A 13,463-nucleotide genomic window follows, 5' to 3' on the forward strand; every position below is an offset into this window, starting at 1 on the left:
CATGATAGCCGCCTTGCCCCGTAAATGTATCCTGATCCTGCTTGTGCTGTCGGTCCTGGCTTCGACTGGTTGCCATCACCGTAACCAGACCGGCAAGGATATCGGCAAGGTGGCGCAGCCGACTGCAACAGCGGCCCAAGCCCCGGCTGTCACGCCGGCTGCTGCCGAGGCCCCGGTTCCGGCCGAGGCGAGCTACGGCCCGGTCGCTGATCCGCTCTACCACTGGAACAAGTTCTGGTTTGGCTTCAACCATCTCTTCTACAGCGGTCTGATGCGCCCTATCGCCGTCAGCTACGCCTTTGTGGTGCCCAAACCCGTGCGTTCTGGCCTGACCAACGCCTATCAGAACTTCATCTTTCCCATACGCTTCTTAAACGCCCTGCTCCAAATGGACTTTAAGAAGGCCTCCAAGGAATTCGGCCGGTTCATGCTCAACAGCACGCTGGGTATCGGCGGTCTCGTGGATGTGGCCAAAGCCGATCCCAACCTGGCTCCGGGCAACGAAGATTTCGGCCAGACCCTGGGCTTTTACGGCATAGGCGACGGCATCTACATCGTCTGGCCGTTCCTTGGCCCCTCCACCCTTCGCGACACTGTCGGCATGGCCGGCGACGCCGTCGCCAATCCCCTGACCTGGATATTTGGCCCCTGGTCCATCGGCGGCGAGGACAACCCCTGGTACTGGTCCTACATCATCAAGGGAGGCGACGTTTTTAACAATCTGCCGAACAGGCTGGAAGCTTACGACAGTGTCGTCAAACCGGCGGTCGATCCCTACACCGCCGTCAAGGACGCCTATATCCAGTACCGGCGAAACGCCATCTCCCAGTAACCCGCGCCATCCCGACGCCGCCGTGCCCAGGCACGGCGGCGTTTTTCGTGGTTTTATGGATACACCCTCGCCGCAATCCCCGACCGAGGCGGTCACAGCCGTCCGCCTGCCCCTCTGCGGCGGCATCCTGGCCCTGACCGCCAGCTACCGCACCCAGCGTTTCTCCCGCCACATCCACGAAGAATACGCCTTGGGCCGCATCGAATCCGGGGCCTTGGCTTTTCGCTATCGGGGAAACACGGTGGTGGCCGCACCGGGAAGCCTCAGTCTGGTCCAGCCCGGAGTGGCCCACGACGGCGGACCGGCCGTGCCCGAAGGCTGGCGCTATCGCATGCTCTACCTGCCGCTGCCGGCTTTGGCCCTGGTGCTGCCGCCGGGCGCGCCGCCGCCCCATTTCCGTCCGGGGGTCATTGAAGACGCCGTTCTTGCGGACAGACTGGGCCATGTCCATCGTTTGCTCCTGGAGCCGGGCGTCTCCACCCTGGCCAAGGAGACGCGGCTCCTCGCCTTGCTGGCCGCCTGGATTGCCCGCCACGGCGACGACCACCCGGCGGCCCCGCGCAGTCGCTGCGAACCCCGGGCGGTGCGTTTGGCCCTGGAGATGCTGGCCGCGCACTTTGCCGCCGATATTTGCTTAAGCGATCTGGCCGCCGCCACCGGGTTGTCGCCGTGGCATCTGGCCCGGGCCGTTACCCGCCACACCGGCCTGCCGCCCCACGGCCATCTGCTGGAATTTCGCTGCCGGGCCGCCCGGGACCAGCTTGCCGGCAACGCCCGGCTGGCCGATATCGCGGCCAATGTAGGGTTTGCCGACCAGAGCCATCTCACCCGGGCGTTTAAGGCCCGCTTTGGCCTGCCGCCTGGTGCCTGGCGCAAGATCGTTCAAGAAAGCCGCGTCCGGGTCCGCTAGACTCCGTCATCATCTTTGACGGAGGTCTCTATGTCGTCCCGCTTCAAAGCGGTTGCAGCCTTGGTGGCCGCCATGGTCCTGGTCGGGTCATCCGTGGCCGTGGGCCGCAGCATGACCGCTGTCCTACCGCTCTATTTCGCTTCCCTGGCCCGCTTTGCCCTGGCCAGCCTGATTCTTGTCCCCCTGGTCGTCATACTGGAAGGCCGCTTCCCCAGGGTGTCGCGCCGCACGTTGGCGGCACTGTTCGCCCAGGCCGTGTGTGGTTCATTTTTGTTTACCGCCTGCCTGCTTTACGGTCTGGCCCTGACCGGCGCGGCCCAGGCCGGGGTGGTGGCCGCAGCCACGCCGGCCATGGTCACTCTCCTTGGACGGCTTCTCTTCCGGGAACGCCTGCCCCGGGCCGCTGTGGCCGGTATCGCCTGCACCACGGCCGGCCTTGCCGTTATCGGCGGTGGCGGCGAAGCTGGTATCGGGCCGTCGCCGATTTTGGGCAATCTGCTGGTATTATGCGCCGTCGGCTTTGAAGCGATCTTTTTGCTCTTGCGCCGCACGGTCCGGGAACCACTCTCCCCCTTGGCTGCGGCCATGTGGGTATCCCTGCTCGGCTGCGTCCTCTTTCTCGGGCCTGGAATGTGGCAAGGGACGGGGATGCAGCTTTCCCAGCTGACCGCCCGCTCCATCGGTGAGGTTGTCTACTACGGCCTTGGCGTGACTGCCGCCGCCTATATGCTCTGGTTTTACGGTGTGATGCGGGTGGATGCGGCCACGGCTGGCGTGACCACGGGCGTTATGCCTGTGGCTGCACTGGGCTGCGCGGCGCTGTGGTGCGGGGAGACGGTGGGCTGGCGGGAGTTGGCTGGCTGCGTCGGGGTGCTGGCCGGCATTGTGTGTCTGTCGGTGCGGCCCGCAGCAAAACCGGCGCGGCTTGGGCACATCCCCAAGGCCGCGCCGGCGAAGTGATCAGGACCCCGACGCCTTGGGCGGCGGCGGCACATAGCCGTCAGGCAGCGGCGGAGCCGGCTCCACTTTGGGCGGCGCGTACTTGACCGAAGGCTTGGGCGAAGAGGCGTTAGGAGCAGGTGTGGCCGCCGCCGGACTCACCTTGGCGGTCGCCTTGCCAGAAGTTTTGGGCGGGGCAGCGTTGTCCACAGGCTGTTCGGCCACCAGCCGGGGCTCGGTCACCCCGGCGGCAAACAGCTCGCCTTCCAGTTCCGCCCGGTTGCCGTCCTTGACGGCAAAAACCTTGAAAAACGTCTTATTGTTGAGCTTGCCCTGGTCCATACGCGTGGAAAATCCCCGCGCTTCCAGGGTGGTCATGAGTTCGCCGGCCTTTTCGCTGTGGGCAAACGAACCGACCATGAAGGTGAACGCGGCCCGATCCGATGGGGCACCAGCAGCCGGGGCCTCGTCAGCCCGCGCAGGCGCTGCCGGGGCGGCTGGCAGGGCTTGTTGGCCCGCCCCCGATGGTGCGGCCGGCGGGGCGGTCTGGGCACCCGGCCCCTGGGCCTGCCCGGACTGTCCAGGTTGCCCGGGCTGCTCGGCAGTCCCCGGCGAAAAGGGTTTGGGCGCAAAGCGGGGATCGGTCACGGCCGGGGCAGGCTCCACCAGCGGCGGTGCAATGGTCCGGGCGGCCCCGGCCGGACCCGTAGCCGCAGACGGCGGCACGACCTGATCCGGCGCAGCCACCGGAGCAGGCGCGGAATACGGTGCCGGCGGTGTCGGTCTGGCCTGGGCCGGCGGCGGCGGGGGTGGCGGTGGCGGCGCCTGTCGGGACCAGCCGGAGTCGCTTGGCTGGTCGGGGGCCGGATGCCCCAATATTTCCTTTTCAAAATCCTTGTTCGCAGCACACCCGGCCAGGCAGCAAGCCAGCAGGGCTGACGCGGTGATCAGACGCCGATTCAAAAGCGCCTCCTCCCTGTCGTGATTGGCGCAGACACCGGTCTAGACGATGCCTACGAGCCGGCTCAAGGTATCCTTGGCGGCGTGAAAATGGACCATGGCCGCAGCGAGTTCGCCCAAGGCCTTGTCCCGGGCAGCCTGTTCCACGACAGCGGCGGCCCGGGACAGGGCCTGCGCGCCAATAGAGGCGGCGGAACTTTTGATGGTGTGGGCCTGCAGGACAACGCGATCCAGGTCGCCGGCTTCGTAGGCCTCGTCAAGCAGGGTCCGCCGCTTGGCCACCTCATGCCAGATGCAGTCGAAAATCCGCCGGAAACCGTCCGGATCAATACCCATGTGGTGACGTGCGCCTTCTGGATCGAAAGTCGCCGGCTCCCTGGCCCCGGTTTCCCGGGATTCCTCCCCAGCCGGCTCCCCGCCTGGATACAACCCTTTCATGGAGCCTCCATGGCAAACGCTCGGCCTGCCGCCGATCTGCCGCGACCACTCCTGACTGCTGCCGGATTCAGTTCAAAAAGACCACTTCCGTGCCGACGTCAATCATTTTGGCCAAGTCCTTGCCTTCATCGTTGCGCATGCGGATGCAGCCGCTGGTGACGGGCCGGCCTATGGAGCCGGGGTTGTTGTTGCCATGGATGCGGAAACCATAGCCATGGGACAAAATAATCTTAAACGTACCCATGGGATTGTCCTTGACCCCCGGCCCCACGTATTCCGGCAGCGGCTTGCCTTTTTTCAACGCCCGCTCCTTCATCGCCGGAGTCGGTCGCCAGGACGGCTCGAAATTGATGCCGGTCACCGTGCCCCAGCCTTGCGGGGCTTCCATATCCCGGCCCGGCACGGCCACCACGTATAGCCGCACGAGATTGCGGGAGCCATCGGGCAGATTCTCATAGAGGTAGAGCTTGCGCTGGGACAGGTGGACTTCTATGGCATAGCGGATCTTGTGGGCGTTGGCCTCGGCTGCGTCCTGCCCTGCCCCGGCGGCGGAAGGTTGCGCCGCCACAAGGGTGGCCAAAAACCGGTCCAGCCCGCCGCCGTCGGCAACCGGGACATAGGCCGGCATGGCCGGGGGCGGCGTCAGTTTGCCCACCGTTTCCCGGTTCGCGCCGGCCGGGGCGGCCGGTGCCGGGGCCGCCTTGCCGGCCGCTGCCGGCGTTTTGCCCGATTGGGTCTGTCCCGACTGGGTCTTGTCCGGCAACGTCTTGGCCGGTGGGGTCTGGCCGGTCGCGGCAACCGTTTTTCCATCCCCAGCCGTCTTGCCGGTCTCGGCCGTGCCCATGTCCGACCCGGGCCCGGCCCCGGGCCGGGCCACGCTGCGATCCATGCGTGCGGCATAGGCCGGCATGGGCGCGATATCGTCAAAGCCGGTCAGAAATCCGCCGTGGACATAGCCTGCCTGGCCATCGGCCAGGGTCACGGCCACATACTCGCCTTTTCGCGCCGTTACGGTCACAGTCTCCCCAACCCGCAACGCCCGGATCATGGGCGATGTCCCGTCCGGTCCCTGGCGCAAGGCCAGCCCCTGCAGACGCACCGCTTCCAGTTGCCCGGCCAAAGCTTGCCAGGGCACAGCCCCAAACAGTCCCAGCAGCATCGCGCCCAAAACCCATCCCCGCATCACTCCCATCCCTCCAACATTCCCTGTCCGACCCTTTCTGTCTGGGCCTTGCCATAAAACTGTCATCCCCGACAAGACAAACGACCGCCCGCTTCGGGCCAACCCGGCCCTCAGGCCGTTTTATACCGCACCAGGGGCCGACGGCGACTGGTTGGCCGCAAAAAGGTCACATCCGGCCAGCCCAGGGCCACCACGGCATGGACCGCTTCCCCGGAAGGCACCCCGGCCGCCTCTTTGACCCGCCGATCATGGCGCATGGCCTCGACGGCGTAGCCGATCAGGCAGGTGCCCAGGCCCAGGCAATGGGCCGTCAGCAGCATGTTGCCGGTGGCCAGCAAGGCATCCTCGGCCGGACAGCTCCCGCCGGGCCGCGACCCGACGATCACCACGGCCGTGGCCCCGTGAAACAGCCGATCCGTGCGGTCGCGTTCCCAATCCACCAGGGCGGCGGCCACCGAGGCAAAATGCTCCCGGTAGTAATTTTCCAATTCCGGCCGGCCAATAAAGGTATAAGCCCGCCGCAAAAGCGTATTGGCGGCCAGTTTGTTGAGGCGCGCAAAAAAACCGGCCACGGCCTGGCCAAGCCCCAGGACCGCAGCCCGGGAAGTCAGGGCCGTAAAGGTCCAGGCCTGGGAATTGGTGCCGGAAGGAGCCGTCACGGCCGCGCGCAGCAGATCTTCGAGCATGGCACCGGACACGGGCTTTTCCGTGAAACACCGGCAGGAGCGCCGCGAACGCAGCAGATCGACCAAGGGGCCGGCCGGGAATTCCCCGGGAGCAAGGACCGCGCCACGGGATTCGATAACGTCATAGTGCTCGGCCCAGCCGTCGCCGGCCGGCGCAGTGGCAGCCCCGGTCGGACACACCGACCCGCAATGGCCGCAGCCGATGCAACCCGATTCCTGCACCTGGATGCGCCCGTCGATCAGGGTCAAAACCCCGGAAGGGCAGGCTGTCGCGCACAGTCCGCAACCACTGCACGTCTGCGGATCAATCTGCGGCAACTGTTCCCCCATGCTCATGCTGCGACTCCCTCTGGGCCAAAACTGTTACTTGCGTCGCCCGGGCGTCATTGGCGTCCCGAGCGCAGCATCAAACCCGCCGGGCCGGGCCAGACGTCTGGCCGCCACAAACCAGCGTTCGTAATCTGTTCCGGGCAAACGATCCACACCCACGCCGCCGCGCCGGGGGCTGGAATGGAGCATGCGGCCGCTGCCGAGATAAATGCCGACGTGGCTGATGCCCACGTCCCGGTTGGTGGCGAAAAAAAGCAGATCCCCGGGAGCCAGCTCCGTGGCGGCCACCGGCGTGCCAAGCCCGGCCTGCAACCGGCTCTGGCGCGGCAGATCGCAGCCGAAGCGGGCGTAGACGGCCTTAGTCAGCCCGGAACAGTCGATGCCGGTGGCAGTGTCGCCGCCGAGCCGATAGGGCGCGCCGAGATACGGCTGGGCCGCGCCCATGATCCGCTCGCCGGCTTCGGAGAGCGGCCCCAGATCCACGGACAGCACCCTGGCCAGAGGCGGCCCACCCAGGGCGTTTTGCTCCCGAAGCGCCCGCATGAGCGCCTCGTGTTCGAGCTTGCCTTCAAGCAGCGGCTTGTAGTGCTCGTTGACCTTGGTCGTGCTGGTATGGAGCATGCCCAGGCTGTCCTCATAGCCGTAGACGGTGCGGGCCAACCCCTGCCCGGGCAGCAGAAAGACCAGCGTCGCGGCCAGCAAACCGCCCTTGACGATCCGATCCAGCCAGCCCAGCCCGGTGCCGCGCGCACAGGAGCCGCGCTGCAGTGAGGCAGGCCCTTCTCCAGACCGTGGCGGCAACCGCCAGATGACAGGCGCACAGAAGGCGAGCATCAGGCCCCGCCGTAGACGATGCGCTGGCCGTCGTCGATGCGCGTGGTTTTGACGCATTCGCGCCGAAACGCGCACAGTTCCTGGCCGCAGCGGTCATGCACGCCCCAGGCAAAGCAGGGGGAAAAACCTTCGTGTTTTTGAATGGTGCGCACAGCATCAATGGCGGTCAGGCCCGAAACGTCCAGGCCCAGTTCCCGGGCCTTGGTTTTAAGTTCCCGCACATCGAGTCCCATGGTGCCGTAAAAGGCTTCGCGCCCAAGGCCATCCTCCGGGGTGTCAAAAAGACGTATCGCCACCACGGTGCCGCCGCCTTCGCCCTGGCGCAGATCAATCTCGCCGTTGTGTTCGAGAACCGCCTTGCGGGCCAGTGTCAGGCCGATGCCGGCCCCCCGGGCCTTGGTGGTGAAAAAGGGATCAAAGACAAAGGCGCGCAACTCGCCGCGTACCCCCGGCCCATCGTCGGCCACGGTCAACCGGCAGGCATCGTCGCGCCGGGTCAGGCTGATGGCGATGGCAACGGCCTCGCGACCGGAAAATTCCACGGCATTCAGTAAAATTTCGTCCAAAGCCTGACAAAGCAAAGCCTCGTCAGCCACGATCTCCACCGACTCAAGGTCCAGCGTAAACTCCACCCGTTTGTGCAGACCGGTTGCTGCTTCGCCCGCCCGGGAAGCGGCTTCCTCAAGGAGTCGGGTCAGCTCCACGGTATCAAACCGGGGCTGGGCCAGGGACGCCAGCCGCACCACAGCACCCACGAGATCTTCGAGACGCCGGGCTTCCTGAAAGATGATGTCGGGATGTTCCGTCGAGAGATGCCGCTCCTTGTGCTCGCGCAGCAGCTTCAGGGCAAAGCCGCCGATGGCCGCCGCCGGATTGCGCACCTGATGGGCCACGGACAGGGCCAGATTATTCAGGCTTTCGATCATGTCGTGCTGAAGACGGTTTTTTTCACGCAGGGCGGCCGTTTCCCGCTCCCGGCTGCGGTACAGGGCCGTCTCGTCGTCAAAGAGCAGCGTGACGCCAACCGGCTTGCCGTCAATTTGCGGACAGGAGGCAGTCATGGAAAAACGGCGCAACTCGCCGTCGGGACGCAGATAGTCGGCCAGACAATGGCGAAACGCCTGGCGTTTCTCCACGGCCTCGACCAGATTGCGATTGAATTGTTCGTTGATCGGTTCGCTGCGTACCAGCGTGCGCCAGTCACGGCCTTCCAGGGTGTCGTTTGCCAGGCCGAGCAGGTGCGCGGCTGACGGGCTGGAGACAATGATCGTACCGCGCGGGCCTATGACGAGCAACCCAACCGGAATGGTCTTGATGACGTTTTGGACGAGTATCTGTCTGACGCTTGGCATGCCTCTATCCCGGCCTGCGCGGATATCGTCCCTGGTAGGCCTGCTGCGGCCCGAAGACAAGCCCCGGGCCGCAGCATAGTGAACGGTTACTGGCTCTTGGCCGGTTGGCCGACCTTGGCCGCGACACCGACAAATTCTTCAAGCACTTCAACAGGCACGGCACCGCGCACCGGAGCGCCGTTTATCAGGAACACCGGCGTGCCTTCAAAGCCGAAATCCCGGGCTTCCTTGGTATCTGCTGCGATCCTTTCGGCCAGATCCTTGCGCTTGATGTCCTCGGCCAGCCGTTTGGCGTCAACGCCGAGTTCCTTGGCGATGGCGTCCAGGACTTCGTCGCCCTTGTCCGTCACATCTTTTTGCCGGGCAAAAACACCATCCATAAAGGCCCAGGCCTTCTGGGGATCTTGCAGATTGATGGCTTCAAAATACAGGGCCGCCCGGACACTGTTTTTCCCGGTGGCAAAATGCTTGAACACCAGCCGGATGTCCTGGGGGTGCTTCTGGGTCAGAGCCTTGACCGTGCCGGCGGCCTGGCCGCAGAAATGGCACAGAAAATCCGAATATTCAACGATGGTCACCGGCGCGTTCTGCGGTCCAAGCGTTGCCCGCCCCGCTTCCAAGGCTGGGGTCAGCGGCTTGGCCAGGGACTGGGCAAACCGGGCCCGCTCCAGTTCCTTCTGGCGCGTCCGGGCAGTATTTTCAATCACTTCGAGCACGGCCGGACCTTGTTGGCGGATGGCCTCCACCACGATTTCGGGATGCTCGCGCAGCACCTTGCGCACGCGTTCCACGTCGTCGTCAGCCCTGGCCGGCTGCGCCAGCGCGCTCAGCACGGCCACCGCCACAAGCAGTCTCCATTTGCCCATACTTCCTCCGATACCCGCCGCAAGTTCGACGTTTTATCCCCGGTTCATAGCCCCTTTCGTTGCGCCTGTCATCCGTCTCCCGCCCTCGCCTCCCGGCACCCTGGGCAACCCATTATCGACGCGCGCTACCCGGCCTGCTAATAAGGGGCCATGGAATATCTGCTGCTCGGCCTCGCCCTCATTGTCGGTGTGCTGGCCTTTTGCCTGTCAGGCAAGGAACCTGCCTCGGGCGGCACCTGACTGCCTGCAGCCTGCCGCCGGGGGCGGCCTGCCGCTTCGCAACCAAAGCCCACCGTTCCCGAGAAGAGAGGGCACGGCGCACCAGACAGGGATTGAACATGCCCATTGCTTCCCATAAGCCCGGCCCCGCCAGCAATGCCACAACGCCCGGCGGCGCATTGCACATACCCAACGCTTCCCGTGCGCCCGGACCCAAGCCGGCCGGGCTGCCCGCTGCACTCCTGGCCCTGGCGCTGGGGGTGGTTCTGGCCCTGGCCGCCTGCCAGCGGCCGCCCGCTGACGATGCCGGCCGCCAGCAGCAGGCCTATGCCCTGTACGACGGCTACCGGCAACAACTGCCGCAAGTAGCAGACATCGCCCCGGCCAAGGCCCTGGCCTTGCAGCAGGCGGGCGAAGCCGTCTTTGTCGATGCCCGCACCGACGCCGAACGGGCCGTGTCCACCCTGCCCGCCGCCGTGACCGAGGCGGCCTTTCTGGCCGATCCCGCCCGATTTGCCGGCAAGACAGTCATTGTCTACTGCACCATCGGCTACCGCAGTGGGCTTGTGGCCCGGACCCTGGCCCAGCAAGGCATCCCGGCGTTGAACCTGGCTGCCGGAATACTCGGCTGGCTCCATGCCGGCGGTCCCCTTGTGGACGGCACGGGACAGCCGACCAAACGGGTGCACGTCTACGGCCGGACCTGGAATCTCGCCCCCCTGGCCTACACCGCCGTCTGGTGAAATTTACATAAAAAAATGATGCCTCCGGTGGCCGGGGGAAGAAGACAGAAGAGTGCCTCCGGCGGCCAAAGGGCTGAGCCCTTTGGAATCCCACCTGAAGGCAAGGGGTTAAGGGGGCACACCTCGCCCTCCCTGAAAGGGAGAAGTATTTCAAGGGGTTTTGGGCATGGCTGAGAGTTCTCAGCCGTGGACTGGGGCAGCTCGAAATTACCGGTAGTAACGCCTGAAATAGCGCCAGCCGGTGGGGTCGGTCAGGCCAAAACGGCGGGCGGCCAGATACTGCGCACACAACCAGACCACGCCGGCCGCCTTGCCGCCAAAGCCTGCTCCGGCCCAGCGCCGCCCGGACACCGTCACGCCGCCGCCAAGGCACAACGTCTCGCCGACAGCGCGCAGGCGCAACGACAGCTCGACATCCTCCATCAACGCCATATTCGGAAAGCCGCCGGCTGCGGCAATCGCCTCACGGCGAAAAAACTGGCCCTGATCGCCAAAGCCGATGCCCGTGGTCCGGGCGCGCAGGGCATTAAGCATCGTTATAAACGCCAAGCCGGCCCCGGGCGCGTCAAAGTGCATGCCGACCACGCCGCCCCCGGCCCAGGGGCAGGCATTGAGCGCCCGGACTAGGCGGGCCGGGGCTGCGGCAGCCAACACCGCGTCGGCATGGAGCACCAGCACAACGTCGCCCAGGCCAGCGGCCAGCCCGGCCGCAATCTGTCCGCCGCGCCCGCCGCTGGCCGTAACCACCGTCGCGCCATGCCTACGGGCCAGGGCCGCCGTGTCGTCGGTGGAGCCGCCGTCGGCCACCACCACTTCGGTCAGGCCGATTCCCTGCAAGGAAGCAAGGCAGCGTTCGATGTTGGCCGCTTCGTTGCGCGCCGCAACGACCACCGACACCGTACGCACCAGCGCAAAGGCTCGCAGCGGGGCAAGAAAGGCCGGCCGGCGCAGGGAGGCGGCCAGCAGAAGCAGGAAGGGCAGCCAGACCACGGCCATGGCCCAGCCCTCGCCGCCAAGGCCGGCGGCCCGTAGCCAGGTCGGCGTGGTGACGATTGCCTGGGCAGCCAGCAACCACAAGATCGGCCAGCCCGGCCGCAGGGTCCAAAACGGAATAACCACCAGGAAATACCAGGGATAGACCGTGGGCAGACAGGCCAGGACCACAACAATGGCCAACAACGCCCCCCGGGCCTGATCCTGGATGGCCAGCCAACCCGCTGCCAGGGCCAGTCCGCCCGCTACCAGGGCCACGGCCGGAGCCTTGGCGGCCAGGACGGGCTGCAAGGCGGCCACGAGCGGTCCGCCATGGGAGAGCTGGCCGGCAAAAGCAATTAATGAGGCAAAGAGGCCGAACCCGGCGTCCATGTAGGGCAGAAAACACACCAGAGGCACGAGTGCCCAGGCAGCCTTGCCGACGTTTTTGCCTGAGAAAAAGAAAGGAATGAGCAGCAAGGCCGGATATTTCACCAGCCCGGCGGCCCCGAGCCAGAAAAATCCCCATCCCTGGCGGCGGTTGTCTTCAAAGGCGGCCAGAGCCAAGGTTACGGCCAAGGCGACCAGGGCGTCGAGATGCCCTTCTCCGGCTCCCATGGCCAGGGTCAGGGGATTGAGCAGAAAAAGGGCCAGCCAGACGGCGGGCAGGCCGCGCCTTGCCAGCAGCCGGGCCAGGACCAACCCGGTGAGCATATCGGCCAGGGCAAAAGTGATCCTGAAGGCGATTGGCCGGGGGCTTATGGCGGCCACGGCGCGGCAGAACAGCTCGGCCAGGGGCGGATAGGCGGCGGTCAGTTCCGGGTGGTTGACCCGGGCCAGCGCGTCCCTGGCCGGAGCGGAGAGCAAGGGCGGCAGGCGCGCATCGCGCGGGGCGAGGCTATACGGATTGCCCCCGGCTCGCTGCATGTCCCCTTCCACGAGGTAACGGTTCGCATCTGAATCGGCCGGCCAGGCCCACAAAAACAGCAGGCGCACCAAAACGGCCAGGACCAAAAGGCCGACCGTGGTCCGATGCCGGGGAAAGGCCGCAGGAAAGCCGCGCACCGCCAGGAGCAACCCGGCAAAGCCCGCCAGGAAACAAACGGCGTACCCGACCCGCCCCACTTCGTAGCGGCCGCACAGCGCCAGCCCGGCCAGGGCCAGGACGAGGGGGACAAACCGCCATACTGCCCACATCGCTGCCGCGTCGTTGCCCCGAACTTGGCCCACAGCGCCCGGCCGGGAAATGTTCGTCTCTGGGACCACCCTCCCGGTCACGGCTGCTCCGGCGCGGCAGCGGGGGCTGACGGCCGCGCTCCCCGGGGCCGGTCGTTGAGCGCCCAATCATAGTCCGTGTACACCAGACGGTGGTCGGCCAAGGCGTCCAAGGCCGTAGCCAACCGGGGGCCGGCAAAGCGCCGAATGAAGGCCCACGCACCGGTTTCGCCGCCAAAATCCTCGCCGTACCAGTCAAAAAGCTTGCTGACATGCAGCCGGCCATCGGCCACGAAGGTCTGGGCCGGGTCATTGATAAACGCTGCGGTCTGTGCGTCGAGTTGGGCGTTAAGGGTCTGGCCCTGGTAGGGCACCCCGGCCAGGGGCGGACAGCTCACGGAGGCGCAGTTCAGCGCAAAATGCAGGCGCGCGTCACCGTAGTGCCGGCGCAGGATACCGTGCTCGATGGCGTCGAGACTGACCGTTTTGCCAGCCAGCCGGACGAATTCCCGCTTCCAGGGGGATCGCAGGATGTTCCCGGCCTCCTTGATGGACCGGATTCCCGGCCAGTGGTCCAAAATCAGCTTGATGGTCCAGGCATTATAGGCGTTTATGTAAAAGGCAATCCGCTCTGGTTGCGGCAAGGTCGCAGGATCAACAGCGGCCATGGCCTCCAGGACGGTATTCAAAAGTGCTTCCTGCTCTTTGAGTCCCGCATAATCCACCCCGCCGTCGCGGACATGGGCGGCCAGCACAGCAGCATACCCGGCCGAATACGCCCCTTCGCCCCAAGCCTCGGCCCAACCCGTCGCCAGCAGGAAAAAGATCATCAAACAGATTCCAGGCCGCATCTTTCCACCTCCGCCACAGTTCGCGTGGGAAAAGGGCTGTCAGCGCACACGCCTTGTCGCGCTGGGCCGGCTCCTTTCGGGCAAAAGCGTAAGACGCCGCCCTGCTCCAGTTCCCGGCAAAAACCTCGCCCAG

13 protein-coding genes are annotated in these 13,463 nt (G+C 65.8%); 4 read left to right on the top strand and 9 right to left on the bottom strand.

Annotated features, from left to right (window positions below):
* Position 1 precedes the first annotated feature (1 nt).
* The 3 genes from GTA51_RS03420 to GTA51_RS03430 are packed head-to-tail and all read left to right on the top strand — an operon-like array spanning position 2 to position 2,702.
* Positions 2 to 832, top strand: coding sequence for an MlaA family lipoprotein (locus GTA51_RS03420; protein WP_160958690.1), 831 nt, complete (start codon positions 2 to 4; stop codon positions 830 to 832).
* Positions 833 to 887: 55 nt separating this feature from the next.
* Positions 888 to 1,742 (top strand): helix-turn-helix domain-containing protein, encoded by an 855-nt coding sequence (locus tag GTA51_RS03425; RefSeq protein WP_160958691.1) that lies wholly within the window; start codon positions 888 to 890, stop codon positions 1,740 to 1,742.
* A 30-nt stretch (positions 1,743 to 1,772) separates the two neighbouring features.
* On the top strand, positions 1,773 to 2,702 hold the full coding sequence (locus GTA51_RS03430) for a DMT family transporter (protein ID WP_160958693.1): 930 nt from the start codon (positions 1,773 to 1,775) through the stop codon (positions 2,700 to 2,702).
* Here GTA51_RS03430 and GTA51_RS03435 read toward each other — a convergent pair whose 3' ends face one another.
* From GTA51_RS03435 to GTA51_RS03465, 7 genes are all read right to left on the bottom strand, one after another.
* Positions 2,703 to 3,644 carry an SPOR domain-containing protein gene (locus GTA51_RS03435; protein WP_160958694.1) on the bottom strand — a complete coding sequence of 314 codons (942 nt, stop codon included), beginning with the start codon at positions 3,642 to 3,644 and terminating at the stop codon, positions 2,703 to 2,705.
* 39 nt (positions 3,645 to 3,683) lie between these two features.
* Positions 3,684 to 4,079, bottom strand: coding sequence for an Hpt domain-containing protein (locus GTA51_RS03440; protein ID WP_160958697.1), 396 nt, complete (start codon positions 4,077 to 4,079; stop codon positions 3,684 to 3,686).
* 67 nt (positions 4,080 to 4,146) lie between these two features.
* Entirely contained in the window at positions 4,147 to 5,238 is a 1,092-nt protein-coding gene (locus GTA51_RS03445; RefSeq protein WP_246197950.1) for a L,D-transpeptidase family protein, read from the bottom strand.
* Between the two features lie 134 nt (positions 5,239 to 5,372).
* On the bottom strand, positions 5,373 to 6,284 hold the full coding sequence (locus GTA51_RS03450) for a nitroreductase family protein (RefSeq protein ID WP_246197937.1): 912 nt from the start codon (positions 6,282 to 6,284) through the stop codon (positions 5,373 to 5,375).
* Positions 6,285 to 6,311: 27 nt separating this feature from the next.
* Positions 6,312 to 7,112, bottom strand: coding sequence for a C40 family peptidase (locus tag GTA51_RS03455; protein ID WP_160958713.1), 801 nt, complete (start codon positions 7,110 to 7,112; stop codon positions 6,312 to 6,314).
* Positions 7,112 to 8,464 carry a two-component system sensor histidine kinase NtrB gene (locus tag GTA51_RS03460; RefSeq protein WP_160958714.1) on the bottom strand — a complete coding sequence of 451 codons (1,353 nt, stop codon included), beginning with the start codon at positions 8,462 to 8,464 and terminating at the stop codon, positions 7,112 to 7,114. The genes GTA51_RS03455 and GTA51_RS03460 overlap by 1 nt, the downstream gene beginning before the upstream one ends.
* Before the next feature lie 86 nt (positions 8,465 to 8,550).
* Positions 8,551 to 9,330 (bottom strand): DsbA family protein, encoded by a 780-nt coding sequence (locus GTA51_RS03465; RefSeq protein ID WP_160958716.1) that lies wholly within the window; start codon positions 9,328 to 9,330, stop codon positions 8,551 to 8,553.
* Positions 9,331 to 9,668: 338 nt separating this feature from the next.
* On the opposite strand from GTA51_RS03465, the gene GTA51_RS03470 reads away from it, so the two are divergent.
* The gene (locus tag GTA51_RS03470) at positions 9,669 to 10,292 is read left to right on the top strand and encodes a rhodanese-like domain-containing protein (protein WP_246197938.1); all 624 of its coding nucleotides are present in this window, start codon (positions 9,669 to 9,671) and stop codon (positions 10,290 to 10,292) included.
* 207 nt (positions 10,293 to 10,499) lie between these two features.
* On the opposite strand, the gene GTA51_RS03475 is transcribed toward GTA51_RS03470, so the two are convergent.
* Both GTA51_RS03475 and GTA51_RS03480 read right to left on the bottom strand, forming a co-directional pair.
* Entirely contained in the window at positions 10,500 to 12,461 is a 1,962-nt protein-coding gene (locus GTA51_RS03475; RefSeq protein WP_160958718.1) for a glycosyltransferase, read from the bottom strand.
* Positions 12,462 to 12,538: 77 nt separating this feature from the next.
* A complete protein-coding gene (locus GTA51_RS03480; protein WP_246197939.1) occupies positions 12,539 to 13,309 on the bottom strand; it encodes a DUF547 domain-containing protein in 771 nt (256 codons plus the stop codon).
* Positions 13,310 to 13,463 lie beyond the last annotated feature (154 nt).

Origin of the sequence: Solidesulfovibrio aerotolerans (assembly GCF_009856865.1) — a bacterium.
Taxonomy (GTDB): Bacteria; Desulfobacterota; Desulfovibrionia; order Desulfovibrionales; family Desulfovibrionaceae; genus Solidesulfovibrio; species Solidesulfovibrio aerotolerans.